Annotated in this window: 27 protein-coding genes; 18 read left to right on the top strand and 9 right to left on the bottom strand. The window is 43.2% G+C overall.

The genetic code is table 11. The features are described 5' to 3' along the window. Positions 1-62: 62 nt before the first annotated feature. Positions 63-1,976, bottom strand: coding sequence for a threonine--tRNA ligase (gene thrS / locus MKZ09_RS14100; RefSeq protein ID WP_076135478.1), 1,914 nt, complete (start codon positions 1,974-1,976; stop codon positions 63-65). A gap of 472 nt (positions 1,977-2,448) precedes the next feature. On the opposite strand from thrS, the gene MKZ09_RS14105 reads away from it, so the two are divergent. Next, entirely contained in the window at positions 2,449-3,117 is a 669-nt protein-coding gene (locus tag MKZ09_RS14105; protein ID WP_076135480.1) for a TraX family protein, read from the top strand. 92 nt (positions 3,118-3,209) lie between these two features. Then, positions 3,210-4,727, top strand: coding sequence for a copper amine oxidase N-terminal domain-containing protein (locus tag MKZ09_RS14110; RefSeq protein ID WP_076202547.1), 1,518 nt, complete (start codon positions 3,210-3,212; stop codon positions 4,725-4,727). Between the two features lie 98 nt (positions 4,728-4,825). On the opposite strand, the gene MKZ09_RS14115 is transcribed toward MKZ09_RS14110, so the two are convergent. Beyond that, on the bottom strand, positions 4,826-6,223 hold the full coding sequence (locus MKZ09_RS14115) for a metallophosphoesterase (RefSeq protein WP_076202550.1): 1,398 nt from the start codon (positions 6,221-6,223) through the stop codon (positions 4,826-4,828). Between the two features lie 272 nt (positions 6,224-6,495). Here MKZ09_RS14115 and MKZ09_RS14120 point away from each other — a divergent pair, with 272 nt between their 5' ends. Beyond that, positions 6,496-7,095, top strand: a complete 600-nt coding sequence (locus tag MKZ09_RS14120; protein ID WP_076202553.1) for a nitroreductase family protein — start codon at positions 6,496-6,498, stop codon at positions 7,093-7,095. A gap of 71 nt (positions 7,096-7,166) precedes the next feature. Beyond that, positions 7,167-7,361 (top strand): hypothetical protein, encoded by a 195-nt coding sequence (locus tag MKZ09_RS14125; RefSeq protein ID WP_076135486.1) that lies wholly within the window; start codon positions 7,167-7,169, stop codon positions 7,359-7,361. Between the two features lie 83 nt (positions 7,362-7,444). On the opposite strand, the gene MKZ09_RS14130 is transcribed toward MKZ09_RS14125, so the two are convergent. Together MKZ09_RS14130 and MKZ09_RS14135 are read right to left on the bottom strand one after the other, a co-directional pair. Beyond that, entirely contained in the window at positions 7,445-8,602 is a 1,158-nt protein-coding gene (locus MKZ09_RS14130; RefSeq protein ID WP_076135488.1) for a peptidylprolyl isomerase, read from the bottom strand. Positions 8,603-8,787: 185 nt separating this feature from the next. Then, positions 8,788-9,123 (bottom strand): LytTR family transcriptional regulator DNA-binding domain-containing protein, encoded by a 336-nt coding sequence (locus MKZ09_RS14135; protein ID WP_036686243.1) that lies wholly within the window; start codon positions 9,121-9,123, stop codon positions 8,788-8,790. A 207-nt stretch (positions 9,124-9,330) separates the two neighbouring features. Here MKZ09_RS14135 and MKZ09_RS14140 point away from each other — a divergent pair, with 207 nt between their 5' ends. After that, positions 9,331-10,437 (top strand): lactonase family protein, encoded by a 1,107-nt coding sequence (locus tag MKZ09_RS14140; protein WP_076135490.1) that lies wholly within the window; start codon positions 9,331-9,333, stop codon positions 10,435-10,437. Positions 10,438-10,574: 137 nt separating this feature from the next. On the opposite strand, the gene hfq is transcribed toward MKZ09_RS14140, so the two are convergent. Further along, entirely contained in the window at positions 10,575-10,796 is a 222-nt protein-coding gene (hfq, locus tag MKZ09_RS14145) for an RNA chaperone Hfq (RefSeq protein ID WP_036686247.1), read from the bottom strand. A gap of 111 nt (positions 10,797-10,907) precedes the next feature. Here hfq and MKZ09_RS14150 point away from each other — a divergent pair, with 111 nt between their 5' ends. Next, the gene (locus MKZ09_RS14150) at positions 10,908-11,549 is read left to right on the top strand and encodes a phosphatase PAP2 family protein (protein WP_076202556.1); all 642 of its coding nucleotides are present in this window, start codon (positions 10,908-10,910) and stop codon (positions 11,547-11,549) included. A gap of 67 nt (positions 11,550-11,616) precedes the next feature. Here MKZ09_RS14150 and MKZ09_RS14155 read toward each other — a convergent pair whose 3' ends face one another. Beyond that, the gene (locus MKZ09_RS14155; RefSeq protein WP_076202559.1) at positions 11,617-12,120 is read right to left on the bottom strand and encodes a hypothetical protein; all 504 of its coding nucleotides are present in this window, start codon (positions 12,118-12,120) and stop codon (positions 11,617-11,619) included. Between the two features lie 184 nt (positions 12,121-12,304). Here MKZ09_RS14155 and MKZ09_RS14160 point away from each other — a divergent pair, with 184 nt between their 5' ends. From MKZ09_RS14160 to MKZ09_RS14170, 3 genes are all read left to right on the top strand, one after another. Then, a complete protein-coding gene (locus MKZ09_RS14160) occupies positions 12,305-13,348 on the top strand; it encodes an FUSC family protein (RefSeq protein ID WP_076125912.1) in 1,044 nt (347 codons plus the stop codon). A 219-nt stretch (positions 13,349-13,567) separates the two neighbouring features. Further along, on the top strand, positions 13,568-15,919 hold the full coding sequence (gene helD / locus MKZ09_RS14165) for an RNA polymerase recycling motor HelD (protein WP_076202564.1): 2,352 nt from the start codon (positions 13,568-13,570) through the stop codon (positions 15,917-15,919). A 132-nt stretch (positions 15,920-16,051) separates the two neighbouring features. Continuing rightward, positions 16,052-17,365, top strand: a complete 1,314-nt coding sequence (locus MKZ09_RS14170) for an MFS transporter (RefSeq protein WP_081389001.1) — start codon at positions 16,052-16,054, stop codon at positions 17,363-17,365. Positions 17,366-17,420: 55 nt separating this feature from the next. Here MKZ09_RS14170 and fsa read toward each other — a convergent pair whose 3' ends face one another. Next, on the bottom strand, positions 17,421-18,068 hold the full coding sequence (gene fsa / locus MKZ09_RS14175) for a fructose-6-phosphate aldolase (RefSeq protein ID WP_036686257.1): 648 nt from the start codon (positions 18,066-18,068) through the stop codon (positions 17,421-17,423). 231 nt (positions 18,069-18,299) lie between these two features. Between fsa and MKZ09_RS14180 the strand changes: the two genes are divergently transcribed. Continuing rightward, positions 18,300-18,755 (top strand): hypothetical protein, encoded by a 456-nt coding sequence (locus MKZ09_RS14180; protein ID WP_076135498.1) that lies wholly within the window; start codon positions 18,300-18,302, stop codon positions 18,753-18,755. A gap of 152 nt (positions 18,756-18,907) precedes the next feature. On the opposite strand, the gene MKZ09_RS14185 is transcribed toward MKZ09_RS14180, so the two are convergent. Continuing rightward, complete coding sequence (locus MKZ09_RS14185; protein WP_076135500.1) at positions 18,908-19,105, bottom strand: hypothetical protein; 198 nt, start codon at positions 19,103-19,105, stop codon at positions 18,908-18,910. 81 nt (positions 19,106-19,186) lie between these two features. On the opposite strand from MKZ09_RS14185, the gene rpiA reads away from it, so the two are divergent. From rpiA to MKZ09_RS14210, 6 genes are all read left to right on the top strand, one after another. Beyond that, positions 19,187-19,867: a ribose-5-phosphate isomerase RpiA gene (gene rpiA, locus MKZ09_RS14190; protein ID WP_143766711.1), complete on the top strand. Its 681-nt coding sequence runs from the start codon at positions 19,187-19,189 to the stop codon at positions 19,865-19,867. 47 nt (positions 19,868-19,914) lie between these two features. After that, entirely contained in the window at positions 19,915-20,211 is a 297-nt protein-coding gene (locus tag MKZ09_RS14195; RefSeq protein WP_143767298.1) for a VanZ family protein, read from the top strand. 9 nt (positions 20,212-20,220) lie between these two features. Next, a complete protein-coding gene (locus tag MKZ09_RS34450) occupies positions 20,221-20,340 on the top strand; it encodes a hypothetical protein (RefSeq protein WP_440941450.1) in 120 nt (39 codons plus the stop codon). Between the two features lie 3 nt (positions 20,341-20,343). Beyond that, on the top strand, positions 20,344-20,784 hold the full coding sequence (locus MKZ09_RS14200; RefSeq protein WP_076135504.1) for a GNAT family N-acetyltransferase: 441 nt from the start codon (positions 20,344-20,346) through the stop codon (positions 20,782-20,784). 170 nt (positions 20,785-20,954) lie between these two features. Next, positions 20,955-21,410 (top strand): MarR family winged helix-turn-helix transcriptional regulator, encoded by a 456-nt coding sequence (locus tag MKZ09_RS14205; RefSeq protein WP_038570382.1) that lies wholly within the window; start codon positions 20,955-20,957, stop codon positions 21,408-21,410. After that, entirely contained in the window at positions 21,407-24,568 is a 3,162-nt protein-coding gene (locus tag MKZ09_RS14210; protein ID WP_076202567.1) for an MMPL family transporter, read from the top strand. Before MKZ09_RS14205 ends, MKZ09_RS14210 begins: the two co-directional genes overlap by 4 nt. A gap of 84 nt (positions 24,569-24,652) precedes the next feature. On the opposite strand, the gene MKZ09_RS14215 is transcribed toward MKZ09_RS14210, so the two are convergent. Further along, a complete protein-coding gene (locus MKZ09_RS14215) occupies positions 24,653-25,324 on the bottom strand; it encodes a tetratricopeptide repeat protein (protein ID WP_076135508.1) in 672 nt (223 codons plus the stop codon). Positions 25,325-25,518: 194 nt separating this feature from the next. Here MKZ09_RS14215 and MKZ09_RS14220 point away from each other — a divergent pair, with 194 nt between their 5' ends. Beyond that, positions 25,519-25,998, top strand: a complete 480-nt coding sequence (locus tag MKZ09_RS14220) for a hypothetical protein (protein ID WP_076202570.1) — start codon at positions 25,519-25,521, stop codon at positions 25,996-25,998. A gap of 198 nt (positions 25,999-26,196) precedes the next feature. Further along, positions 26,197-26,790, top strand: a complete 594-nt coding sequence (locus MKZ09_RS14225) for an LOG family protein (RefSeq protein ID WP_076202573.1) — start codon at positions 26,197-26,199, stop codon at positions 26,788-26,790. Positions 26,791-26,897 lie beyond the last annotated feature (107 nt).

The following is a 26,897-nucleotide window of genomic DNA, read 5'->3' on the forward strand; positions in this document are numbered from 1 at the left end:
TAGGTTATAAAGAAGGGGCTGTCTCAAACGTAGTTTTTCTACGATTAGACAGCCCCTTAAATTTATCTCTTACTAATAATCTCTTCATTAATCTGTTCAATGATGTCTTGGATACTCTTCGAACCAAGATCACCTTCACCACGTTTTCTTACAGAGACAGTGTCGGAATTTTTTTCGTTCTCTCCAAGTACGAGCATGTAAGGTGCTTTTTCAAGCTGAGCTTCACGAATTTTGTAGCCTAACTTCTCATTTCGGATATCTACTTCGACACGAATGCCAGCCTTCTCCATGTGATGCTTCACTTGCAGTGCATAGTCAACATAGTTCTCAGAGACTGGCAACAACTTCGCATGAACAGGTGCGAGCCACAGTGGGAAAGCTCCAGCGAAATGTTCAGTAATAATCCCCATAAAACGATCGATCGACCCATAAACAGCGCGATGGATTACGACCGGGCGATGTTTAAGATTATCTTCCCCGATGTAAGTAAGATCGAATTTCTCTGGCATTTGCCAATCTAGTTGGATTGTTCCACATTGCCAGCTTCGTTTTAGCGCATCTAAGATATGAAAATCAATCTTAGGTCCATAGAACGCGCCATCCCCTTCATTCACACGATATTCGATCCCGAGATTGTCTAATACATTTTGTAAAGATTGTTCAGCCTGATCCCATAATTCTTCAGATCCCATATAATCTGCTGGCCGAGTAGATAATTCAATCTTATACTCAAAGCCGAACACTTGATAAATATGGTCAATCAGTGAGATTACCCGTCTTATTTCATCCTCAATTTGCTCTGGTAAAACGAAGAGGTGAGCATCATCCTGACAGAAAGTGCGGACTCTCATCATCCCGTTCAATGCTCCGGAATATTCATGGCGATGCACTTGACCAAATTCCGAGATACGGATAGGCAGTTCCCGGTAGGAATGCAGATTATTTTTGAAAATTAGCATATGCCCAGGGCAGTTCATCGGCTTAAGGGCAAATTTTGTTTCATCTACATCTGTGAAATACATATTGTCCTTGTAGTGATCCCAGTGCCCTGACTGCTCCCAAAGCCGATTGTTCATCATCAGCGGTGTACGAACTTCATCGTAATCTCTCTGTCTTTGTAATTCCCGGGCAAAGTTCTCAAGCTCTGTACGGATTGTCATTCCCTTGGGAAGATAAAAAGGCATGCCTGGCGCTTCTTCAGAGAACATGAACAACTCAAGTTCTTTGCCGAGCTTACGGTGGTCACGTTTTTTAGCTTCTTCAAGAAACAGTAAATGTTCTTCTAGCTGCGCTTTTTTAGGAAAGGCAGTTCCATAAATACGTTGCAGCATTTTGTTATTGGAATCTCCACGCCAGTAGGCACCCGCTACATTCAACAGCTTAAAGGCTTTGACCAAGCCAGTAGAGGGAAGATGTGGCCCACGGCAAAGATCGGAAAATTCACCTTGATCATAAATAGTTAATACTGTGTCTGCCGGCAGATCATGAATAAGCTCCAGCTTTAAAGGCTCATTCAGCTCTTCAAAAAGTTTAATGGCCTCTGTGCGGCTCACCACACGGCGGACAATCTGGTGATTCTCTTGGATGATTTTCGCCATTTCTTGTTCGATTGCAGCAAGATCATCAGTGGATAGAGGTTTCTCAATATCAATGTCATAGTAGAAGCCGTCTTCGATAACAGGACCTATACCTAGCTGGACAGCTTTATCTCCATATATACGTTTTATGGCCTGCGCCATGATATGTGCAGTACTGTGTCTATAAACCTCAAGACCGTCTTTGCTATCCAACGTAACAATATCGAGCCGGCAATCATGTTCGATCGCTTGGTTTAGATCAACAGATTTTCCATCAATTTTTCCAGCTACAGCATTTTTTTTCAGACTGGTACTTATGGCACCTGCTGCTTCTTTAATCGTTGTTCCTTGCAGTACCTCTCTAATTGTTCCATCTTGCAGTGTTACCTTGATCTTCATGATTTTAGCCTCCGTTTCTCAAATATTGTTAGTTGTGAACGCAAAAAACGCATCTCTCCCAGAAAGGGACGAGTGCGTTCAGCTCGTGGTTCCACCCTAATTCGACCTGTCATATAGACAGGACCTCATTGGTATCCGATATCGGGGATAAATCGGTGCCGCATACTACCGAAAAAACAAAGTTCTACGGATTCAGCGCCACGGCTACAAAGGGGTAACTTCACAACCGGTAACTGGAGAAGCTTGCAGCCTGGACTTCTCTCTCTGGACAGTTCGTGTAGGAAATCATGTCTTTGATCATTGCCATATTCTGTTGCTAGTTAATATTACTCAATAGTATTCGATAAAGTCAAGGGGGGAGGTGCACAGAAAACGGATGATCGTTTCTCCGCGGTCTTCATTTGCTTATCGGTAAAGGAAATGAGGAAGGACTTGGCGAATTTATATTTCAACATGTTTAAGGGGGATTGTAATGCAGATTATTGCCATGCTGACGATGCTAATTGACCATATTGGCTATATCTTTTTCCCGGAGAATCTTGCTTGGAGATATGTAGGGAGAATAGCTTTTCCAATTTATTGTTATGGGCTTGTGCAGGGACATATCCATACTTCATCCAGACCTAAATATTTATTTCGGTTGCTCTTGATTGCGATTATTGCCCAGATTCCCTATAATCTAGCGCTAAATTCTGGTGGCTGGAACGTGGTGTTTACGTTATTGCTGTCAGCAATCGTACTGGTTATTTTGGACAAGCTGCCTTCATTATGGCTTGGTATACCTGTGGTAATTGCAGCTATAGTGTTAATGGATTATTACCCTATAGATTATAATGCGTACGGTTTGCTCTTAGTATTGATTTTTCGTTACACGAAATCGTACTGGCTTGTTGGAGCCCATCTGGCACTGAATCTATTCTATATGTTTTATAATTATTGGGTTGTACAGATGCTCAGTATTTTACCTACCTTGCTGATTGCTTTTACGCCTTTAATTTGGAATCGCTTGGAGCGGCACCGGGTTCCGCGCTGGATGTGGTGGTCATTTTATCCTGCACATTTACTGATGCTGGCGATAGTTAAGGCTGTGATTTACAAGGATTGGGCTCAGATCGAATGGCGAAGTTTGTTGAATATCTAAACATTTTACAATAAAAGGAACTTTGATTTACAAAACTTACCTTAGCTGAGATAATGGATTGATTTCACAAAATAAGATGAAGGAGACATGCTATGAGTAGAGTTAAAGCGAAATTGAAGTGGTTTTTGCCTTTTGTCGCACTGATGCTAGTTCTTGCCGGCTGTCAGTCGGTAGGGGGGTTCGATGTTAATAAGGCGTTGATTGGGGATGTTGATGTTAAATCATCAGAATCCAGTATGACTTTTTCCATGAATGCTGAGCCCATAGAGGGAATTAGCGCGGAAGATAAGGAAATGGTTGATCTTATTAATTCTTTTTCCTTGAATATTAGTAAAGCTAAGTTACAAGATAATGGGAGTTTATCGGCCCAAGGAACTGTTGGTTATAAACAATTGAATATTCCATTCACCTTGTTTATGGACAAACAAACACTTGCTTTTACAGTTGAAGGAGCAAAACAACCGTTCTACTTCCCTGTACAAGGATACGATGAAATCTTAGGTGAAGTAGGCTTGGATACGGCAAAAGCTGAAGATGTCAGTAAGCTGTTGACGAAATTCGTTGTTAAGAATCTTCCTAATCCTGGCGTAATCAACATTACACCGGTTAGTGATGCTGTGTATGGTGAGCAGTTGAACATGACGAAGCTGCATGCAGAAGTGACTGGTGATGAGCTTCCTGCATTGTTAAAAGGCTTCCTGAAGTCTGTTTCCAAAGACACAGAAGGTTTTACTGAATTGGTGGGTGGTCTTTATGACTATCTGTACCCTGTGATCAAAGCTATGGATGAAGACGGTTCTGGCGATATTTTCAATCTGGGATTCGGAGATATTCCACTGGATGATAAAGAAGCTGTCGTAACTGTATTGCATGATGCTGCCAAATTGGCTGTTGATGCATTGCTGCTAGTATATGACAATCAAGTGGACAGTCTTTACAAATCAACTCCTGAGATTAAGACCGTGTTGAGTAAGGATACGAAGTTATCTGTTGATATTTTCGTTGATAGTGCTCTGCATGTGCGTAAACAGAATGTTGATCTGAAAGTGGCGCTTCCGGGTACCGAGGATTTCCCATTGAAGAGCCTCTCGCTTAAAGCTTCCAGTCAGATTTGGAACATTGGCGGTTCTGTAACTGCTGATCCAATCAGTACTGAAGGTGCACTTGATATTTCATCCGGACTTACACCTGGAGAGACTTTGAGAAACTTTGCCCCAGATTCTGATGTATATCGTATATTGAAGGATGATCTGGGCATTACGAAGAGAACCATTGTTATCGAACCTGATGACGAATATTATTACCCGATTGTAGACAAGAACACTACTTATATCCCACTGCGTTATTTGGCAGAAGATTTAGATGCTACTGTAGAATGGGATACGGCAAATCGTGCAATTAACGTTACTGATGGTGTGTACGGAGATAAACTGGTATTCAAAATCGGTTCTTCCGAAGCCTTGATTAACGGCACGACTGTAAAGCTTGCCCAACCTGTATTTGTTGACGAGTATGGCGATGCATATGTATCCTTGCGTCTGCTTGCTGAAGCGCTTCATGCTACTGTGTCGGTAGATGAAGATGGTTGGATTACTATTGTACGGAAATAGTTGTATCTTAACGATCAATTAACACAATAAACCCAGCTTCCATCTGATGCATAAATGCGGGTGGAGGCTGGGTTTTTTATATGAAATGCATAATCCAGTTATTGCTTCGTTAATACCACCTCTAAGGATATATTACTAAGCTCTTTATCCTCTGTCATACTTTGGATGTATCCACCTAAGAAACCTTCTTGTAGGCCTTCCCAAAGCTTGTAGCCTGGCATCGCTTTAATATCTTCTGAGGAGCTGCTGGCTGTCCCCGCGAAATATCTTACATTAAGCTTGGCCATTACCTCTGCCATCGATGCCTTTTCAGACTGCGTAAAGGAGCTCTCTTTTAAACCATCCATAGCTTTGTTGTAAGAGTTTGTAGCAAAAATATCCTCAGCATAGGTCTTGAAGTTTAAAAGATTCTGATCTGTAACGCCATTAGCTTTAGCCCATCCCTCTACATTTAAGGGCGTTGCTTCATAATTGACGGTTCTGCTCAGGGGATCGAAGGTCATCGCTCCATATTGATGTGGATAGACAGCCATTGCACTTGTTGCGATATCATAAATTGGTGTTTCTTCCGAAGAAGTTACCGGGTCTACCCGGATGTCCTGCATATGGATATGGCCAGACAAGACTAAGTTAAGTTCATTTTCACGAAGTAACTTTATTGTTTCCTGACTGTTATTCAGTTTAAAGCCTGAAACAGACATAGAAGTGTGGCTTAGTAGGTTGTGGTGCATAACCGTGAGAACAGAAGCGTGCTCCTTGGCAGCCAGTTTAACAGAATTATCTATCCATGATAGGGTAGAGGCGGTTAGGCGACCGTCCGTTTGGGGGAAACCGTATTTCTGATTGTTAAGATATTGGCTGCTGTCAATCATAAGGAGCCATAAATTTGGCGCTGCCTTAACGATGTAACTTAGTGATTCTTTATCACGTGATACAGCCTCTTTGTAACCGAAATCCTCATACATCGTGGTAAAGTCTTTGTCTGTAATGGAATCCGTAACAAGCTGCTTATCCCCGCTGAAGGATCTGGCCCAAGGATTAAATAAATCGTGGTTGCCTGGAATGACATAAACGGAGGTTCCTTGCGCTTCGATTCGCTTTAATTTTTGGGTTAGCTCCTGATGGCTGCTGCGTTCTCCGTTATTTGTTAAATCTCCACTGAGGATGAGAAAATCAGGCTTCTGCTGCTCAGCGTCATAAACCAAGGTTTCAAGGATTTCATCACTGTAAGGCAGCATTTTTCCATCACCGCCAGTTACATATTTTTGAAAAGCTGTACCCCCATCCTGTAGCTTCTTATTTAAGAAGTGAGTATCCGTTGCCACCCAGAAAGTGAGGGGGTGAAGATCGTTCGGATCTAGTGCTGTCGAGGTTAAATTAGACGAATTTGTGTCTTTACAGCTAGTTAGAGCCAAGCTCAGGGAAAGGAGCAGCAACAATGAGATTAAGGCTGATTTTCTATGCCGAACAAGGGCTTTCTCGCTTGGGAATTTCATGATTATAACCTTCCTTCTATACATTTGCTGCACTATTGTAGCGCATTTTAGCTCGTGGTGTATATCGGAAAAGGAAGAGGGCAGTTTCTAGCCCGCATGAAGTGATTAATGATTAATAGATCAGGTGCATAATTAAGCCCATAAATGCGACAATAAGAGTTGGCAACGAATATATCCGACAAAATAAGTTGTGAATAACTATTGTGTTTTCAGAAAAAAGGTGCTAAGATATACAAAAGTAAGTTACTAAAATTAATGGAGGTAGTTATTTTATGTCTAGCAATTTCTTTGAAGCAGTAAAAGGAAGACGTTCCATATATGCCCTCAGTAAAGAATCTACGATTTCGGATGCACAAATTGTAGAAATCGTTGAACAAGCGGTGCTACATAGCCCAACTTCATTCAACTCTCAAAGCTCAAGAGCCGTTGTTCTTCTTGGTGAACAACACGATAAGCTATGGGATATCACTACAGAAACATTGCGTAAAATCGTTCCTGCCGAACAATTTGAAGGAACAGCACAAAAATTAGCGTCTTTCAAAGCCGGTTACGGTTCCGTACTATTCTTCGAAGATCAAACGGTAGTGAAGAGCCTGCAAGAGAACTTCGCTCTATATGCGGAGAACTTCCCAATTTGGGCTAACCAATCCTCGGGTATTCTGCAATTTGTAGTATGGACAGCACTTTCTGAAGCAGGTGTAGGTGCATCCTTGCAGCACTATAATCCACTGATTGATGATGAAGTAAAAGAAGCATGGGGCATCCCGCAAGAATGGAAATTGATTGCTCAATTGCCATTTGGTAAGACAGTAACTCCTGCTGGTGAGAAACAATTCCAACCGGTTGAAGATCGTGTTAAAGTCTTTAAATAAGTGAAATAAACGTTTGAAACCTCCTTAACCAGGCTAAGTATGTATATAAACTGGTTAAGGAGGTTTTTTGTATGCCATGGAACAAAGAGGATTATCCAGAATCATTAAAGAACTTCACAGCACCTGTTCGCCATAAGGCAATCGATATTGCGAATGCGCTTCTCGAAGATGGTTATGAGGAGGGGCGGGCGATTTCAATTGCCACAGCGCAGGCGAAAGAGTGGGGGGAGAACCACGATAAACAAATCCGTAAAAAAGGCCATTAAGGCTTAATCAAAGGCCTGAGCATAGAAACAAAAAAAGCAGGACAGCGTTTATTAACGCTTGTCCTGCTTTTTGACGGGTACAATTATTTAGTGGATTCATTTCCTGCTGCTGCGCTTGCAGTTGGCTCAGCTGTTGCAGCTGCATCTTCTTTAGCGTCAGTAAGTGTGTTCGTAATTTTTGCTTTTTCAGTTGTTTCTGACAACCAAGTGGAGGACAGAGTGGAAACCTTTTGCGAAACTAGAGTTTTACGAATTTCATCTTTCTTTTCTTCAAGTGTATAGTCTTTAGCATCTTTATGGTCGGTTACTTTAATGATGTGATAACCATAATCGGATTTCACAGCATCACTGGTTTCACCAACTTTTAGTTTAAAGGCTACATCAGAGAATTCAGCTACCATATCACCACGTTTGAAGAAATCTAGATCTCCGCCATTATCCTTGGAACCCGTATCAGAGGATTTTTCTTTGGCAAGAGTAGCAAAATCTGCGCCTTCTTTCAGTTGTTTCAGAATTGCATCTGCTTCTTCTTTAGTCTCAACGAGAATGTGGGAAGCGCGAACTTGTTCTTCTTCACTGAAAGTAGCTTTATTTGTGTCATAGTATTCTTTGATTTCATCATCCGTTACAGTGACTTGTGGCTCAAGGATTTTACGCAGCTTTACTTGCAGCGGCATTTGCTTTTTCAAGTCGTCTACAGTCATTGAGCTTTGGGACAAAGCAGCATTAAAGGCAGCTTCTCCGCCGAATTGTGCTTTAAGATCTTCAAGTTCAGTGTTGATGTCTTCATCTGTAACAGTTACGTTGGCTTTTTTAGCCTCTTGATCAACAAGCTCAGTTGTAATCATAGATTGCAGCGTGCTTTCTCCGCCTGCTTCGATCAATTTATCATAAAGTTGTTCTTTTGTGATTTTTGTTCCGTTTACTGTTGCAACAGCTTTTTTGCTGTCGTCTTTTTGGACGACCAGAACAATAATTAGTGCTGCAGCTAATACGATAGAGGCAATCATCCAAGCTTTATTGCTTCTAGGAGCAGTCGGAGGTGTAGGTGGCGTAGTATTGTTCGCTCCGACCTTGTTCATTACTGGAATACTGTCTGCTTTTGTTGTATTCACAGGTTCCTCAGCAGCAACTTGCGCTACTTCAACCTCTTCATTGATAATCTCGGAAGTGTTCAATTCTTCTTCCGTGGTACCGTTGTTTTCTAAGTTCTCATTTCCATTCAGATCTTTTTTGTCCATTATTAGTAATGACTCCCTTCAATATAGGTGTTGCTTGTCTATTTACAACTTTAACAGAAATCCTAATCCTAAACCTTAAGAAAGTATAAAAAAAGGCAGGATCTTTTTAAGTTTCTATTAATAAAAAGCAAAAAGCCGGAAATGGCATCAGTAACATGCCCTTCCGGCTAATGGGAATAAGATGTCTACTTCAGTCCTTTCAGAAGATGACGAATGCTTTCTTGTTTTCGTCTTGGGACACGTACGTTTTTAGCATACAGGCCCATTTCACCGAAATAAATGCAGTCATCTGCGATAGAGCTGATCTTGTTCAGGTTGACATAACAGCCACCGTACACATGATAATAACTTGAATTGGACAACAATCGATTTAATTGCTCGGCAGTCATTCTCTTTTTTATGTTATAGTTTCTGCCGTGAAAAATGACCAAATCATGGTCCCCGACCTTAAAGAACAGAATGTCTGTCTCCACCTCGAAGTCCTCGTACACATTTCTGGCTTCCAGCAGGATGCTACTCATTCATGTTCCCCCTTTATACGGAATAAAAGACTAATGTTAGCGCTTTCATTATATCACAACAGTTAATCGTTGGAAAGACCCATTTTTGAATTGTTTCGTACATTTCTAACTTTATCGTTTGTAATTAACGTTTAAAAATTGTAGATTATATAGATGATCACATCTAATGAGTGTGAAGTAGCAATACTTTTGAGGAGGAATATAGAGATGAATGAGCAGAATAAGTTATTGCTGTTTACAGGTTCTTATGCAAGTGCCGCGGAAAGCGGAGTGCAGGTGTTTGAATTCGATGGAGCTGCAGGTGGTACGCTAAAGCTGCTGGATTCGGTGCAGGGCTTAACTAATCCTACCTTTGTTAATGTAGATGCCGCTGAAAAACGTCTATATGCTATAGGAGAAAAACCGAATGGTGAGGGTGGAAAAGAAGGCGAGGTTGTTACCTTTGCCATTGATCCAAAGGACGGGAAATTGAGTGAACTGAAACGCATTCCCTCCATGCCTGCTTCTGGCAACCGTCAAACAACCACCTGCCATATCAATAGAGATTTGAATGATGAATACGTTGTTGTATGTAGTTATCATGGTGGAAGCGTTGGTTTGATCAAATTAAATGAAGAGAAAGCTGCGGATCAATTAGTTGATGTGGCCGTACATTCAGGTCATGGCCAGCATCCTGAACGGCAGGACCGCCCTCATCCCCACTCCGCTATTTTCAGTCCGGACGGGCAGTATGTGTTTGTATCTGATCTTGGGCTTGATTTAATTCGGGCCTATAGAATCAATAGAGAAACCAACAAACTGGAAGTGCATGGTGATACGGTGCTGCATCCAGGAGCGGGACCACGCCACTTCACATTTCATCCAGACGGAAAGTCTGCTTATGTAATTAACGAGGTGGATTCCACCATTACATCGTTTACATATGACAGTGCCGCAGGCACTCTACACACTGTAGATACAGTGCCGACGCTGCCTGATGATTTTAACGAAGAGAATACTTGCGCTGAAATCGCCATTACCAAGGACGGAAAATATCTGTACGCTTCAAACCGTGGGGCTGACAATATCGCTGTGTATGCTGTGGATAATGCATCTGCTAAGCTTACACATCTGGAATATGTATCTACTCGTGGGGGACATCCACGTCACTTCGCATTGACACCAGATGGAGCTTATCTTATCGTGGCAAATCGTGATGCGAATAACCTGGTTGTATTTTCAATTGAAGCGGCTAGTGGCCGACTCGAATTTACTGGAAATACAGCTGAAGTATCCAAACCGGTATGTGTGAAGCCCGTAATTGTTCCTGCATAAAGTTACTCCATTTGAAGAGTGAATTAGTGATCTTGGGAAATGCTAAAGGGAACACCGGATATTAAGTCCGGTGTTCCCTTTTTTTGAAAATAAAAGCCTGTGATTATCTGGTTGATAAGGTGTAATGAGGGAGAAGACTATTTGAGCGAAACGGGCTTAAGAGGTACAATAGTGGATACTGCAGATTTGAATAGAACATTTTGCCTGCCATCACCTTGACCTTGCAAAGTGATTGTGAAAGCATCGTACGAGGTAACGAGCCCTTGCATTTTCACACCATTCGTCGTAAAAATCGTCACAGGCACCTTTGTGGAAATGAACTGGTTCAACAATCGTTCTTGCAATTTTAAACTCTCCACTTTGGCAGCACTCCATCTTCTGTGAATTTTTTTCTCTCAATAATTATAACATGGGTTAGTCCCTCACTGGAAATGAGATCAACAGTCACCTGAATAGACATGGAGGTATTTATGCTTTATTATCAGAACTGGTCTAGAGCTTTTCGCTTTTTTTTAGGGTTTGCTGCTTGTTTCGCCGTTATAGCTGTCCTTGTAAGTGTGAATAAGGTATCAACCTTTGATAACTATATTATTGATGGGGTGCAATCAGCGGAATCACCGGGGTTGACCTCATTCGCCAAAGGTTTATCTCTGATTGGTTCCTCAAAGATCGCTATAGGCATATCTATCGTTACCATGGCACTGCTCTATTTTTTGCTGAAACACCGATTTGAATTAATCTTGTTCCTGTGGGTTGGATTAGGCTCACAGCTCTTGAATACAATAATGAAGTTAAGTTTTCATAGAGAACGTCCGAATATACATCGCATTGTTGAAGAGATTGGTTATAGTTTTCCGAGCGGGCACTCCATGGCAGCATTCTCTTTGTACGGCGTTATTGCCTTTTTACTGTGGCGTCATCTGCGGCGGAGGCATGAACGGGTCTTATTAATAATGTTCGCCGTATTCATGACCGTGGGGATTGGCTGGAGTCGTATCTATCTGGGTGTTCATTACCCGAGTGACGTAATTGGGGGGTATATGGCTAGTGGCGCTTGGCTGATGCTGTCAATTTGTTTATTTCAAATCTACAAGAGCTCGCGTAAGAATTAGGATAGATACAAAAACGGATATCTTTCATCACGCATGAAGATATCCGTCTTTATGTGTAAGAGATTGGTTAAGGGGTCGTCACATGTTGTTCAGATGTTTTGCGATCCTGGAATTGCCCCATTTTGCTTATTCTTTGCTTCAGCATCGCAGGAAGACCTGCTTTAAGCTTCTGGGCTTCGTCTTTTGTCAGACGTCCTTCGGTGATGGCTTGATCCAGCCGTTGATTTGCCGATTCGCAGAGCTTCTGTATATATTGATCTTCCGTCCAGCCTTTTTTCTCAAGAGCAAGCTGCGGGAGCGTTTTGCCTGCTTTCAGGCTAATGATTAGCTCTGTACGATCCATTTCCAGCAGTTTAGCCGTTTCAAAAATAATGAAATGTCCACCAGCCCTAACCTTTCCGTCTTTTCCTGGATGGTGACCGTGACCTTTCTCTGAAGGATGGGCACCAGGTGTGGTGGCTGTGGGGGTTACTTTCTCAGCAGAAGCACTTCCGATTGGCGCAAGAGCTGGAGACAGGCTGAGAAAAATTACGGTTGTGAAAGCCATTAATTTTTTGATATTGTTATTCATTCACTCACCTCGTATGTTATGTGATAGGCACTACTCGAATTAGTATTCCCTGAAAGCTGAAAGAAACATGAGTGAGAGCTTAAATGTTCTTAAAATTCATCCTCTCCAGGCTGGGGTAATTAGAAGTACGAGGGTTCGCTGATGTTCATATGGTAGCGTGGGCTAATTTTTAGGAGGGATAGGTTTGGCTTTAGGAGCTCGCATATTTAAAACAGGTTTGGCCGTTACGCTAGCCCTGTATTTAGCTGTAATGCTTCAATTTCCTTCTGCCGTGGGTGCAGGGATTGCAGCGATTTTCGCTATGCAGCCCTCTATTTATCGCTCTTGGCGTTATTTTCTTGACCAGCTCACGACTAGTACAATGGGGGCCGTTCTGGCTTTACTCGGAGGGATGCTGTTATCCAACAGTCCAATAGCAGTCGGTTTGGTCTGTATTCTAGTCATTATGATCAGTATGAAAATCAACCGGGCGGATACGATAAGTCTTACGTTAGTTACTGTAATAACAGTGATGGAGGCTTCGGGTGAATGGCAATTCGCACTTAATCGTTTTTTATTAACTTTAACAGGTATTGTTTCTGCATTTCTAATCAATATTATTGTCGTTCCACCAAAACCTCGTAAGCAATACATTAAGCAAATTGAGAATGTTTTTTCAAGCCTCTCTTTATTACTAAGAACAGCGGTTTCTCATGAGATGAAGGAAAGTGTATTTCGTGATGAAAAAAACGCCTTGCATTCATCCATAAAATCGTTGGCGGATAAGTATGCATTGTTTGAGGAGGAGCAGAAGCAGTTAAAACGGGCCAAGTATAGCCAGACTAGACAAATGGTTGTGTATAAGAACCTGTTAGCTTCTTTGCAAAAAGGTTACGATGTTCTCGAGGCCGTAGATCGGCATTATTTCCAGGCGGATCGGACCGAACATACAGATGCTCTATTTGATAATCATTTGGAACATTTAATCAAATATCATCAGCACATCTTACTTAAGTTTGAAGACAAATTAAAGCCCAATGCCAATGAATCCGAACCCTTGGGAGAAGACAATGATGAATTCCTGAATACCGCCATTTTGGGGTATAATGCAGAGAAAATAGGTCAGTTGCGTTTATACGTTGTGGCTGCTGCGATTTATGATTACGGATATCAATTGGAGCGCTTAGATAAAGTGGCCGATCAGATGAATCGTATAGCGGAGGATAAAGAATCTGTGCATGAAGCCTAAACATAACCTTGTGAAGAGCAACATATAAGCTTTGTAACAGCAAAAAATCCGGTTCCACAGGGACCGGATCATCTATTTAAGAGTATACTTGAAATCTCAAACTGAAATTGCTAAAATGATAAGATATCGAATAAGTATGCATTTAAAAACATAAATATGCAAATTTATCATATCATGATTCAAATGGAATGTCAACCTTCCAAAAGGGGATGAAATGTAGTGGATAACAATGAAAGTCAGTGGAAAGAGGAACAGGAACGGGTTGACGGAGTAACCAAGCTTCTGTCCGCCCATATTCGCAATTTATCAGAGGAGCTTGGACTTCATCGCAGTGATGTAGTGGATATGCGGAAAGACTTCTGGGAAGAGGTAACCGTAAACTTCAGTAGCCCGGATGATTTGGGAGAAACCTCAACAAGTCTTCGCCAACAGTCCCAAATCCTAAATGAACGGGAACGTCATCATTTGCAATCAAGCAAGGCGCTGAAAAAATATAAAAAGCTGGTTGTCTCTCCTTACTTTGGCCGAATTGATTTCACAGAGGAACCAACGGGCGGGCTGGAAAAGATTTATCTAGGGATTGGATCCTTGATGGAGGATGATGGCACCTTTTTGATCTATGACTGGCGTGCGCCGATCTCCAGCCTGTATTATGACGGAGCACCAGGTGCTGCTGCTTATGAGACGCCTGGAGGATTAGTCTCCGGAACAATGAATCTTAAACGCCAGTTTGTTATTGCTGACGGTGTAATTGAAGTTATGTTTGACACTGGGGTTACGATCGGGGATGAGCTTCTACAGCAGGTGCTAAGTCATAGCGCTGACGATCGAATGAAAAGTATTGTTGCTACCATTCAAAAAGAGCAAAATGCGATAATCCGCAACGACAAAAGCCGGATGCTAGTTGTGCAAGGAGCAGCGGGAAGCGGAAAAACTTCTGCTGCATTGCAGCGGGTAGCTTATCTTCTATATAAATACCGCGAAGTATTATCAGCAGATCAAATGCTGCTGTTCTCACCGAATCCGCTGTTTAACAGCTATGTATCTACAGTGCTCCCGGAGCTAGGCGAAGAAAATATGCAGCAAACCACGTTTCAAATGTATTTGGAACATCGTCTTGGACATGAATTCCTGCTGGAAGATGTCTTTAGTCAGACTGAAAGTTTACTTAATGCTCCTGAGGGTCCAGAGGTGGCTATACGCAGAGAAGGCATTGCCTATAAATCTTCCGTACCTTTCCTCGATGCGATTCGGCGGTATGCTACGTTGTTGGAACAAGAGGGTATGCTTTTTAAACCTTTAATGTTTCAAGGGAAAGCCGTGGTCAGTAAAGAAGAAATGGAACGCCAGTTCTACGCGTACGATCCTGCCATAAAGCTTGCAAATCGTGTGGACTTGATGATCCGCTGGCTGCTTAAGAAGATCGCAGATTTTACCCATGAGGAAAGAAATGCGAAGTGGGTCGAAGATCAGATCGAGCTGCTGGATTCCAGCGATTATCACCGTGCATATCAAATGTTGCGTCGGAAGAAGAAAGCTTCGCAGGATAGCTTTGACGATTTTGATACGGAAAAAGAAGTGTTATCTCGTTATGTAGTCAGCCAGCGGCTCAAACCACTGCGTGGTTGGACTAAACGGGGGCGATTTGTGGACGTTAAGGGCTTGTACAGCACGTTATTTACAGATCGCGAGCTTATGGCGCGCCTCAATGGAGATTATCCTTTACCAGTGGTGTGGGATGATATCTGTGAGCAGACATTGGAATCCATTGGAGTGAACGAGCTTGCTTATGAGGATGCTACGCCATTCCTTTATCTGAAGGAGTTAAGCCAAGGCTTCCGGACCAACACACTGATCCGCCATGTGATTGTAGATGAGGTACAAGACTACTCTCCATTCCAATTAGAGTTCATGCGCCGTTTATTTCCAAGAGCAAAAATGACCGTATTAGGCGACCTGAACCAAGCCATTTATGCGCAAGGTGAGGTACTGGGGGATTTGTCTAGTCTCGTAAGTATATATGGTGAAGAGAACACAGAAGTGATCTCCTTAACCCAAAGCTACCGTTCAACCTATGAGATCGTGGAGTTTACGCGGTCAATGATCCCTGGAGGAGAACGAATCGTACCTTTTAATCGGCGGGGAGAAGAGCCCCAGCTAAGTGTGGTATCCAGCGAGAAGGAGCTTCTGAATGCTGTGGAACAGGATATCCGCAAGCTGCATTCTGAGGGATATCATTATGTGGCGGTCATCTGCAAAACAGCGGAGGAAAGCGCAAGGGTTCATGCTGAACTGAATCGTAGCCTGCCGGTGAGACTTGTTACAAAGGAAACACCGAATTTTCAGAAGGGGACACTGGTTCTGCCTGCTTATTTAGCCAAAGGCGTAGAGTTTGATGCGGTCGTCATCTATGATGGCTCGGCTGAACAATATGGCAGAGAAAGTGAACGCAAATTGTTTTATACGGCTTGCACTCGGGCTATGCACTTGCTGCATATTTTTAGTCTGGGTGAACCTAGTCACTTTATTCCGTCCGCTAATGTGGCATCTTTAAGCGCCGGGTCGCTATAACCCTAGATTTCTTCATTTTAAGATCGTCCTTTTCGCAGCAGCGGAGGGACGGTCTTTTTGTTTTCATGAATAAAGATGGGCGAACAAACCACAATAAAGAATGTTGTACACAATGACAAAGGTGGTCAGTTCATGAAGGAAAGAAAATGGGATTTGCTTGCCTTAGCATCAATCCCACTAATAATGACCCTCGGTAACTCCATGCTGCTGCCTATTCTGCCGCAGATCTCCAAAGAACTCGGCATTAGCGCTTTTCAAGTCAGTATGCTGATCACCGTGTATGGATTGATGGCAATTGTAATGATCCCTATTGCAGGTTATCTATCAGACCGTTTTGGGCGAAAAAAGGTTATTCTTCCGAGTCTAATCATTGCCGCAATTGGTGGTGCTGTCTGCGTGGTGGCTGCTTGGTTTATGAAGGGGGTTAGCGCTTATTGGGTGATCTTAGCGGGGCGTCTGTTGCAAGGAATTGGTGCAGCGGGTGCTTTTCCAATTGTAATCCCCTTTGTAGGCGATTTGTTTAAGGAAGAAGAGGATGTGAGCAAAAGTCTGGGAATTATTGAGACCTCCAATACGTTTGGTAAAGTACTCAGTCCAATTCTTGGTGCCTATCTTGGGATATGGCTCTGGTTTGCTCCTTTTATTGCAATTCCCATTCTATGTCTAATTTCATTTTTGTTAGTCTTATTTCTGGTCCGAAAGCCCGAAGCAAAGGATGAACCTGAGAAACAGGAACTTCGGGCGTTTTTATCTGGAATTGTGAGCGTTTTACGTAAAAAGGGACGTTGGTTGTACGCTATTTTTGCCATAGGCGGCATCTGTATGTTTGTGACCTTTGGTGTCCAGTTCTATTTATCAGAAATGCTGGAAACTAAATATAAAATGCATGGGGCGACGAAGGGGTTTGTGCTGGCGATACCGCTTGCCCTCTTATGTCTGTCCTCCTATGGAACAGGAAAGATCATTGGTCAGAATAAAACGCTAATGAAATGGCTCGGGTTTGGGGGCATGGTGTTACTGACTGCGGCGATGATTTGTGCGGGATTCAACAAAGGCATTTATCTTTTAGTAGGGTTTATGGGTTTAGGCTGTGTTGGCATCGGAATTGTACTTCCCTGTATGGATGCTTTAATCACGGAGGGGATTGAGAAGGAGAACAGCGGCACGATAACCGCTCTTTATAGTAGTATGAGATTTATAGGGGTAGCGTTGGGGCCGCCGGTGGTATCGTTGCTGCTAAGCAGTGGGCATTGGGTCTTGTTTGCGTTGATGGCTACAGTAGGGGCAATTGGTGGATTGCTAACCTTATTTGCAGTAACTCCGAGTAAGGGGGAAAAGGGGGAGCCAGGCGTTAAAGATACAGAGAAGATAATTCGTCCGATCTGGCCGAAACGTGTTCGCCAAACCTCTGCAATGTCTCTGGATGGAAAAAAGAGCTATCCCTAAGCTGCGTTGCCGCAGCTTGTGGATAGCCCTCTTGATAAAAGAATAAAAGATATTCTTAGGCTTGTGGAACGGATTCCCAATCCTTCAGGAAACGTTCAATACCGTTATCTGTCAGCGGGTGCTTCCAGAGGGTTGGCAGAAGTGAACCTGGGATTGTAGCGATGTGTGCACCAGCAATAGCTGCTTGCTCAACATGAGCAATGTTGCGGATACTTGCTGCAATGATCTCGGATTTCAAGTTGTAGTTAGTCAGGATAGTCTTCAGATCCTTGATCAGCTTCATTCCGTCAACACCGATATCATCCAGACGACCTACGAAAGGAGAGATATAAGTTGCGCCTGCTTTAGCAGCCATCAAACCTTGAGCCGCGGAGAATACTAGTGTAACGTTAGTTTTGATGCCTTTTTTAGTAAGCTCATAACAAGCTTCCAAGCCATCTTCAGTCATAGGGAGTTTAATTACAACGTTTGGAGCCCATTCAGCAATTTCATATGCTTCTTTAAGCATTTCTTCTGCTGTAAGTCCGATTACTTCTGCACTTACAGGTCCTGGAACGATTGCAACGATTTCTTTGATAACATCCTTGAACAATCTTCCTTCTTTAGCGATCAGCGAAGGGTTAGTCGTTACGCCATCCACTAGTCCTAGGCGAGTAATACGTTTGATTTCTTCAATGTTTCCGGTATCCAAGAAAAACTTCATTTTAAATTTCCTCCCTTGATTTCCATATGGATTGACAAGCAACATTCATATTTACATTATGAGACATGCAAATCAAAGTTTCAACTGTTATTTTGAATATTTCAAAATAACTTTATAGAAACAGTATTACCTGTATGCGCTGAATTTCAGATAATATAAGATTGGCTTAGGCCTCCCTCCATGATAATATATAACCGGAATTGTTATTTTGGAGTGGGTGGTGGGGATGGGATGATGTATGCAATATTGGTTATTTTACTTGTGCTTGTGCTGGCAGCAGCGGGATTCCTTGCCTATCAGAACAGCAAGTTGGTGTCTAATCAGAAGAAACTCGGTACTTCATCAAGTGATCCTTCCCTTATGTATTCTATCTTTGACCAATCTAGTGCAGCTGGTGTTGAAGAACCTGAGGCCATTCCGTTATTTCAATACACTGTATTTGCGCGGTCGAATGGAGCGGTTGTTGTGAATAAGCCTGTATCTATGATTATTCTGTGCAGAGTTGCTGCGGGTAAAGGTGATTACTTACTGGCTGATGTCGAGCGTAATCTGCTTGACAAGATTAGTAGGCCAATGCCTTTGGATGCGTATTCTGAGCATAAATCCTATTTACACAGGACGGTTAATCACACAGAAAAAGAGATGATTCTCAATCTAGAGGATGCAGTGAATTTACAATATACATAGAGTAAGGTGAAAAATATTGATTTTTTGCTCTGCGCAAAGCATAATACAAATTTGGATATAAAAAAGAATCAAACAGCCGAAAGCAATCGCCTTTTATGTTAAACACAGCTACCGGCACATTGATTGGTAAAATAATGGATGCCAGTCAGCACTTAGGCATGATATCTCCCTACGGGTGCATTAAGCACCCATTCCAGCATCATGATCATATCTTCAACTCTAGTGAGCTGAGTTTGTAGGTTATCTTGCTGTGGGCTGTTCTCTGTTAATGAAGCTAATCTCGATTCCAGAGATCTGCGCTGCAGTGTCAATTCGTTGATTTTAGATTGAATTTGGTTTTCGGTTCTCATCCGGAATCCTCCTGAACAATAGGTGATTTCAACATCATCATAGATCATTATAACGGATAACATGGGGGTAATAAAATGAGTATCAATGTTAAACAATTAGCCGCGGAAAAAGCAGTGGAATTTGTAAAAGACGGCATGAAGATCGGCCTTGGCACTGGATCTACTGCCTATTGGGCGATCAACAAGCTTGGTGAGCGCGTCAGTGAAGGTCTAAAGATTACTGCTGTAGCAACCTCCCGTGCTTCCGAAGAACAAGCGCGTGAACTTGGGATTCCAATCGTAGCTTTTGGAGATATTGATAGTCTGGACCTGACCATTGACGGAGCGGACGAGCTGGATAGTAGTCTACAGCTTATTAAAGGCGGCGGCGGCGCGTTGCTTCGGGAGAAGATTGTTGCGAGTAACAGTACTCGTATGATCGTTATTGCTGATGAGAGTAAAGTGGTAAACACACTTGGCAAATTCCCGCTGCCTGTGGAAATTGTTCCTTTTGCATGGGAATGGACTGTGGCTGAACTTGCCAAGCTGGGTTGCAATCCTGAATTGCGTCGTAGCGGAGAAGAGCTGTACAAGACAGATAACGGCAATTACATCGCAGACTGCCGGTTCGAAGCGATTGAGTCCGCACCTAAACTTGCACTGGCCATCCAAAATATTCCGGGAGTTGTGGAACACGGCTTATTTATTGGAATTGCAGCAATGGCTATTGTGGGTAAAAAAGATGGAAGCATTGAAACTATAGAAGCTAAGCCGGGCAATTGATCATTCGTAGATCTGGAGAATCTAGCAGTTTACGGAAGCTGAGAGCATTGACACGGATAGGGCTGACTCTGTATAGTGCTACTGTTATCTATTGGATGTTCATCGGTTTTGGGCGTGAGATCCATACAGGTGGCCCGCTTCAGTACAATTTGATTCCATTACGTACGGTGTCACTTTATTTCGACATGAATAACGGGTTATCGCTGATCAGTAGGTTTGTGAATCTGCTTGGAAATGTTGATGTGTTTATTCCATTTGGTATACTAATTCCACTTGCAAAGACACGGTCAATTTCTTGGATAAGAATCTCTTTATATGCTGTTCCTTGCATCCTGCTTTTGTAGTCTCTGCAAATGCTGCTGCATGTGGGGAGCTTTGATATTGATGATCTATTGTTAAATATGTTAGGGATATGGACAGGTTACGGTATGTTTCGAATCGGGTACAGAAGCAACAGAGAAGGAGGAATGTGAACAATGTTGGTAGATCTTAAATCCCTTATTGGTTCGCCTGAAGTAAACGAACTGTTAACGTATGCGGTCATTGATGACCCCAATGCTTTGGTGCAGACTTCGTCTGAGTACAGCGAACAAGCCGGGCTGCAGTTATATGGCTGGGAAGAAGAAGAACTCTTGCTTGGTCTTGTAGGCTTCGAAGAAACCGAAGACGGTTCTTTGGACATTCGGCATATTGCCGTCTTGCCAGAGAATAGAGGGAAAGGTTATGCACGGGGGATGATTCTGGAGCTGCTCGCTACTCGTCAGCCGCGTTATCTGGTAGCTGAGACTGAGGATGAAATCGCCGCAGATTTTTATCGCAGTCTAGGGTTCATGGTGTACAGCTTAGGAGAGAATGAAGCCGGAATTGAAATGTTAAGATGTGTATACGAAGTTGAAGAGAACGAGGATGAGGACTAAAAAGTCTTTGAAGGTCATAAAATGGCAGGTCGAGAGGAATCTCGGCCTGTTTTTTTTGCGTTTTGTCTTTAAATGCCCGAAAAAAGCCAATTGACTTTTATAAAAGCAGGTATTATAGTTTGACAATGAAACTGTTCGACAGTTGAACTATATTTTGGAGGTAGGAAGCGTTGGATAACGAAGTGCAACATTGGATCAATCGCTACATGGATGCTTATTTGATTGTGACAAGACAAGTAGCAGCGAGAATTAAAGATAGTATTGCTGCGGAGACAACGAATGATCAGTATCAAATTCTTCGGTTGATTAATGCTCAGGAACAATGTACGTCTACATATCTTGCTGAATCTTTTTGCGTGGGTAAAAGCTCCATTACTGCAATCATCAACAGATTGGTGCAAGCGGGTATAATCGAGCGAACTCGTGACGAGAATGATCGCCGCCAGGTGTATTTGTCGATGTCTGAGCACGGAAAAAAAGTTTTTGAAGCAGCGGAGACACAGGTACATGAAGTGATTTCCCCGTATTTGTTTCATTTTGAAGAGAAGGATATTGAAATGTTCGTCATGATGTTCGAGAAGCTGGCGAATTTAATTCAGAATGATGATGGAGGGAAGAATCCATGAAGACGATTCTAAAAGCAAGATGGGCGGTTATCGCAATCTGGCTCGCTGTGGCCGTAGTTTTGGTCATGACGGCCCCTTCGTTCTCTGATCTTGTACGTGAGAAGGGGCAGGTTACTGTACCTGATGGCTATTCCTCATCTAGAGCGGCAGAGATCTTAAAGGAAGCGGCGAATGACAAGGGCGGAGAGACACTACATCAGGTAGCTCTTGTATTCAATAATCCAGAGGGAATCGGAGCTGATGAAACAGCTAGTATCCAGCAGGGTGTTGAGAAGTTGGCTGTGAATAAGGAGACGCTGCAGATCGATTCCATCACCGATCCTTTTTCACAAAGTGAGCTAAAGGATACGTTGATTGCCAAGGATGGCAAGACGATAATGGTGGCGTTGTCTATCAAAGGCGGAGGAGAGTCGGTCACCGCACTTCCTGATAAAGTGGATGAATTACTCTCAGATGTTAAGGCGGATCATTATTTAACCAGTGAGGGTTTGATTACTGAGGATATGATCGCTAGCTCGGAAGCCGGGCTTAAGAAATCGGAATATATTACGGTAGTATTTATTTTACTTATCCTGTTCGTGGTGTTCCGTTCGTTCGTGGCACCGTTTGTTCCGCTACTGACGGTAGGACTCAGCTATATTGTTTCTCAGTCCGTTGTGGCTTTTTTAGTGGACCGTTATGATTTTCCATTATCTACATTTACTCAAATCTTTATGGTTGCGGTCATGTTCGGGATCGGTACGGATTATTGTATCCTGTTAATCAGTCGTTTTAAAGAAGAAATGATGACAGCAGAAGATACCAAAAGTGCTATTATTGCAACCTACCGTAAGGCTGGTGGGACGGTGTTCTATTCCGGACTTGCGGTATTCGTAGGTTTTGTAGCGATTGGATTATCCAAATTCATTCTGTATCGCTCGGCGGTAGCCGTTGCCGTGGGCATTGCGGTTATGCTGCTGGCGCTTGTAACCATTGTTCCATTTTTTATGGCGGTACTTGGCAAAAAGCTTTTCTGGCCTTCACGCGGCAAGCTGGAGCACAGTGAGAGTCGTATTTGGGGAGCAGCAGGTTCTTTTTCCTTAAAAAGACCATGGGCCGCGCTGCTAATTGTTGCAGTAATCGTAGCTCCGTTCCTTGTTACCTATAGCGGAAAGCTGTCCTTCAACAGCTTGGAGGAAATTGGCTCAGAATATGCCTCGGTAAAAGGATTTAACATCATTTCGGATAGCTTCGGGCCGGGTGAATCCATGCCTGGCAAGATCGTAATCAAAAATGATGACCGGATGGATACTTCAGAATATCTTGGACTTGCAGAAAAAATCAGCCGCGAGCTGGAAAAAGTGGACAGCGTAAAATCGGTGCGCAGCATGTCTCGTCCAACGGGAGAGCTGATCAGTGATTTCTTAATCCCGAATCAGGTGGGGACTTTATCTGACGGTCTGGATCAGACCAGTGAGGGACTGACCAAGATCCAAACGGGATTGTCTGAGGCTAGTAAACAGCTGAGTGAAAATGCACCTAAGCTTACAGAAGCTGCTCAAGGCAGCGCTAAGCTGACGGAAGGCACAGCAGAACTGAAAGATGGAATCGTCGCGTTAGGCGATGGGCTGGCACGTATTGAGAGCGGAATAAAAAGCGGCTCAGCTGGTGCAGGAGAGATCAAAGCAGGACTTCAACAGGCAGCTGCTAGTGCCAAGCAGCTTGCGGATGCTAATACGAAGCTTCTGGAGGGATATAAAAAAATCGGCAGCGGTTTAACTGCGCTGGATCAAGGGCTTGGGCAGCTTCCGCAGCAGCTGCAAGGTGTGGCAGAAGCGTTGAAGGGACTGGATGGTTCTTTTACGGGTCTTGAGAGCAGTTATCCAGAAATTCTGCAGGATGTTAATTACCTGACCATTAAAGGCACCGTAACGCAGAGTGGTACTGGGGCAGCACAGCTGGCAGCGGGTCTCGGGCAGATCTCAGAGCAGCTTAAAGGAGCAGCAGCAGGCTTAAATGAGGCGAATGCTGGCTATGCCAAAGCTTCGGCTGGGCAAACTGCACTCGCACAAGGTTTAGCTAAGCTTGTTGCGGGCATCGGTCAGCTGCAATCTGGGCTGGAGCAGGCCGCCGCAGGCCAAGGACAGATCGTAGATAAAATTCCATCCATTACTAGCGGCCTAGATCAATTGCAAGGTGGACAGCAGCAGCTTGCGGATGGGTTTGGTCAATTAACTGGGCAGATAGGAGCTTTAACTACTGGATTAAGTGACAGTGCAAACGGCTTGAAACAAATTACCAGTGGGCTGGGCTCAGCGCAAGATTATTTGAATCAGATTCAAGCAGCTAAGGACGATGAGCTTAGTGGATTCTTTGTACCCGCTGAGGCTCTTGAAGCTGAAGGCATAGAGCAGGTATTTAATACCTACTTGTCTGACGACCGTAAGGTGATGACGCTGGATGTGGTATTCACTGAGAATCCATATAGTTCAGAAGCTATTGACAGTGTTGATGATATTCAAGCAGCAGTAGATCGTGCAGTGAAGGGAACAAAGCTGGAAAATGCAGAGTCTGCAATCAGCGGGGTTACAAGCAGCCAGAACGATTTGCGTAATATTTCCAACGAAGACTACACACGTACAGTAATCTTGATGCTGGGTGGGATCTTCATCATCTTGGTGTTGCTGCTTCGTTCAATCGTAATGCCGATTTACCTTATTATTTCTCTTTTGATTACTTATTTTTCAGCATTGGGTGTTACAGAGGCTATATTCGTTCACCTTCTGCACTTTGAAGGGATTACCTGGACAACGCCATTCTTCAGCTTTGTTATGCTGATTGCGCTTGGTGTAGATTATAGTATTTTCTTAATGGCCCGCTTTAACGAATATAAAACTTGGGATGTACGGGAAGCGATCCTGCATGCCATGCGCAATATGGGAACAGTTATTCTTTCAGCGGTAGTTATTTTGGGCGGCACCTTCGCATCGATGTACCCTTCAGGCGTATTGTCGATGATGCAGATTGCAACAGTGGTGCTTGTAGGATTGGCCTTGTATGCACTAATCTTCTTGCCGTTTTTTGTTCCTGTTATGGTGCGGATCTTCGGCCGTGGGAACTGGTGGCCATTTGCGGTCAAACAAAGTGGAGAACCCACTAAACAAGATGTAAACATGTAATCACTCTACACAGCAAAAAACCTCTAGTGTTCGCCTAAATAAATAGGCGGCTAGAGGTTTTTTGTGAAAATATAAATGCAAAGGTTATTTCATCTTGGCAAAAAAGCTACGTAACGCCCAGCCGCGTTCTTGCCGTTTTTTATATTTGGGTAGCGAACGGTAGATGGCGGTGGATTCGTCGAAAGCACGTTTAGCATCCTCGGTTCTGCCCAATGCTTTGTACATGGAGCCGGCTAAATAATAGGCTTCACTAGAGGAAGACTGAATCTCTTGAAATTGAGTAACGTAATGCAACGCTTTATCGTGATCTGTATGGCGGAAGGTTTCCGCTAACCGAAGATATGGCTGACCATATTGGGCTTTTCGGTTGATTTCTAGACCTCGAAGCATCTGAGCTTCGCCTTCTTCCAAAGCGCCCAGCTTAAGATTCACATGACCCAGCTCCACCCAATATTCAGCAGATTGTTCGTAACGGTCTTCGATCTGAAGCAGGATATCCTTGGCTTCCTTGTATTTTTTACGTTCTGACAGATTCCGGGCTAAATCAAATTTAGCAGAAACATCATTTGGATTCAAAGATACTGTTGTGCGCAGCTTGGAGATTTGCCGCACTCGTTTGAAGGGCTTTGTAATACTAGGGAAGATTCCCACGTATCGCCGATCTAAGAAATACAAGATAACAAGCAGGATGAATAAAGCCAGAAAAGGGTTGCCCACTAATCTGAAAAGCATCATAATACCTATAAATTTAAGCATGATTTCCCTCCATGATCATTTGGTTCCGGTATTGCGGTTGAATAAGAGCAGATCTAAGGCAGCGTAATTATATCATAATTCAAACCAATCTGAATCCCGAGATTTAAGATAAACTACAACTTTTGTCAGCTTTATAGCGTCTTAGTGTAATAGAAATAATAATTACAATAATATCATAAGAAGGGAAAATCAAGATGCACTTATTTTCAAGGAAGCTAAGGCTGTTTAGTTTGTTGGTTTGTTCAAGTCTGGTGACTGGATTGTTTATCCCTCAAGTTATAAGTGCAGTTCCTTCACCTGGGAAGTTGGGTGGGATTAAGGAGATTGTTGCTTCGCCTGGTTTTTGGGGTGGAAGCTCTTTTGCGGTGGGAACTGACGGAAATGTTTGGTCCTGGGGGAGTAATGTTTTTGGTCAATTTGCTAATGGTACCGCCGGGCCTGAGGGGTGGACGATTACTCCCCATAAAATAGCTGGGCTTGAACATACGAAACAGCTGGCGATCGGCGAAGCGTACTATGTAGCGCTGAACGAAGACGGTACGGTTAAGGCTTGGGGAGATTATCGGGATAAGAGTGTAGCAGAAACTGGCAATGGGGCAAGTGCTAAACAACACAAGGTTCTGCTTCCTCAAGGGATCTCAGGAATGAGCATTACCGTCAGTAGAATCCATTAAAGTAAGCTACACCTCTCTAGTGCCAGCAGCGGCTTTGGCCAAAGCTATAGGTCTTTCTACGGAGTGGAATAGTACTCTGTACCAATTAACATTACAAACAAAAAGATGACGTTCATTTAACACATATATTTATATTCTGAGGTACAATAAGTGAATTAATCTCAATTTCACCATAATAACCAGTTTGGAGTGATAGGAATGGCTTTTACAATATGTGTGTTTGCCGGATCGAATCCAGGTCTTAACTCTGAATATACGGAAATGGCTAGGGATTTAGGTTATCATATAGCGGCACAAGGCTGTAGATTGGTCTATGGAGGTTCGCAGAATGGCCTTATGGGACAGGTTGCGGACGGGGTACTTGCGAATGGCGGCGAAGCTATAGGAATTATGCCAGTGGATCTTTTTCAAGATGAAATCAGACACTCCGGATTGACGAATTTGATTGAAGTCTCCAGTATGCATGAACGTAAGGCGGTAATGAGCGGTATGGCGGATGCTTTTATTGCTTTGCCGGGAGGTCTTGGAACCTTTGATGAGCTGTTTGAAATTCTGTGCTGGATGCAGATTGGTATTCATCAGAAGCCTATAGGGCTGCTGAATGTTCGAGGTTATTTTAATCCACTGCAAGCCTTGATCTCCCACAGTGTGGCTGAAGGTTTTGCACCAAAAACTGCACTTCAAATGCTGCATACAAACTCAGAACCCGAATATCTGCTTGAACTGATGAGAGGACGAGTGGATCATAATAATGATGAGAAGGGGAAAGCAAGGTTCCCGTCACAGCGCTAGATTCAAGGTTTCCACTGCTCTAAGATGCGAATAAATTGGTTAGCGCTATTCAAAAATAAGGACGCAAACACTTCCGGTGTCTACGTCCTTATTTTTTATTTTCTTTT

Origin of the sequence: Paenibacillus sp. FSL R5-0908 (assembly GCF_038006245.1) — a bacterium.
Lineage (GTDB): Bacteria > Bacillota > Bacilli > Paenibacillales > Paenibacillaceae > Paenibacillus_AQ > Paenibacillus_AQ odorifer.

What these genes read in the sequence shown, in the direction of transcription:
- thrS (WP_076135478.1), bottom strand. Translation starts at nt 1,976, where the DNA reads ATGAAGATCAAGGTAACACTGCAAGATGGAACAATTAGAGAGGTACTG.
- MKZ09_RS14105 (WP_076135480.1), top strand. Translation starts at nt 2,449, where the DNA reads ATGCAGATTATTGCCATGCTGACGATGCTAATTGACCATATTGGCTAT.
- MKZ09_RS14110 (WP_076202547.1), top strand. Translation starts at nt 3,210, where the DNA reads ATGAGTAGAGTTAAAGCGAAATTGAAGTGGTTTTTGCCTTTTGTCGCA.
- MKZ09_RS14115 (WP_076202550.1), bottom strand. Translation starts at nt 6,223, where the DNA reads ATGAAATTCCCAAGCGAGAAAGCCCTTGTTCGGCATAGAAAATCAGCC.
- MKZ09_RS14120 (WP_076202553.1), top strand. Translation starts at nt 6,496, where the DNA reads ATGTCTAGCAATTTCTTTGAAGCAGTAAAAGGAAGACGTTCCATATAT.
- MKZ09_RS14125 (WP_076135486.1), top strand. Translation starts at nt 7,167, where the DNA reads ATGCCATGGAACAAAGAGGATTATCCAGAATCATTAAAGAACTTCACA.
- MKZ09_RS14130 (WP_076135488.1), bottom strand. Translation starts at nt 8,602, where the DNA reads ATGGACAAAAAAGATCTGAATGGAAATGAGAACTTAGAAAACAACGGT.
- MKZ09_RS14135 (WP_036686243.1), bottom strand. Translation starts at nt 9,123, where the DNA reads ATGAGTAGCATCCTGCTGGAAGCCAGAAATGTGTACGAGGACTTCGAG.
- MKZ09_RS14140 (WP_076135490.1), top strand. Translation starts at nt 9,331, where the DNA reads ATGAATGAGCAGAATAAGTTATTGCTGTTTACAGGTTCTTATGCAAGT.
- MKZ09_RS14150 (WP_076202556.1), top strand. Translation starts at nt 10,908, where the DNA reads ATGCTTTATTATCAGAACTGGTCTAGAGCTTTTCGCTTTTTTTTAGGG.
- MKZ09_RS14155 (WP_076202559.1), bottom strand. Translation starts at nt 12,120, where the DNA reads ATGAATAACAATATCAAAAAATTAATGGCTTTCACAACCGTAATTTTT.
- MKZ09_RS14170 (WP_081389001.1), top strand. Translation starts at nt 16,052, where the DNA reads ATGAAGGAAAGAAAATGGGATTTGCTTGCCTTAGCATCAATCCCACTA.
- fsa (WP_036686257.1), bottom strand. Translation starts at nt 18,068, where the DNA reads ATGAAGTTTTTCTTGGATACCGGAAACATTGAAGAAATCAAACGTATT.
- MKZ09_RS14180 (WP_076135498.1), top strand. Translation starts at nt 18,300, where the DNA reads ATGATGTATGCAATATTGGTTATTTTACTTGTGCTTGTGCTGGCAGCA.
- MKZ09_RS14185 (WP_076135500.1), bottom strand. Translation starts at nt 19,105, where the DNA reads ATGAGAACCGAAAACCAAATTCAATCTAAAATCAACGAATTGACACTG.
- MKZ09_RS34450 (WP_440941450.1), top strand. Translation starts at nt 20,221, where the DNA reads ATGCTGCTGCATGTGGGGAGCTTTGATATTGATGATCTATTGTTAAAT.
- MKZ09_RS14200 (WP_076135504.1), top strand. Translation starts at nt 20,344, where the DNA reads ATGTTGGTAGATCTTAAATCCCTTATTGGTTCGCCTGAAGTAAACGAA.
- MKZ09_RS14210 (WP_076202567.1), top strand. Translation starts at nt 21,407, where the DNA reads ATGAAGACGATTCTAAAAGCAAGATGGGCGGTTATCGCAATCTGGCTC.
- MKZ09_RS14215 (WP_076135508.1), bottom strand. Translation starts at nt 25,324, where the DNA reads ATGCTTAAATTTATAGGTATTATGATGCTTTTCAGATTAGTGGGCAAC.
- MKZ09_RS14220 (WP_076202570.1), top strand. Translation starts at nt 25,519, where the DNA reads ATGCACTTATTTTCAAGGAAGCTAAGGCTGTTTAGTTTGTTGGTTTGT.
- MKZ09_RS14225 (WP_076202573.1), top strand. Translation starts at nt 26,197, where the DNA reads ATGGCTTTTACAATATGTGTGTTTGCCGGATCGAATCCAGGTCTTAAC.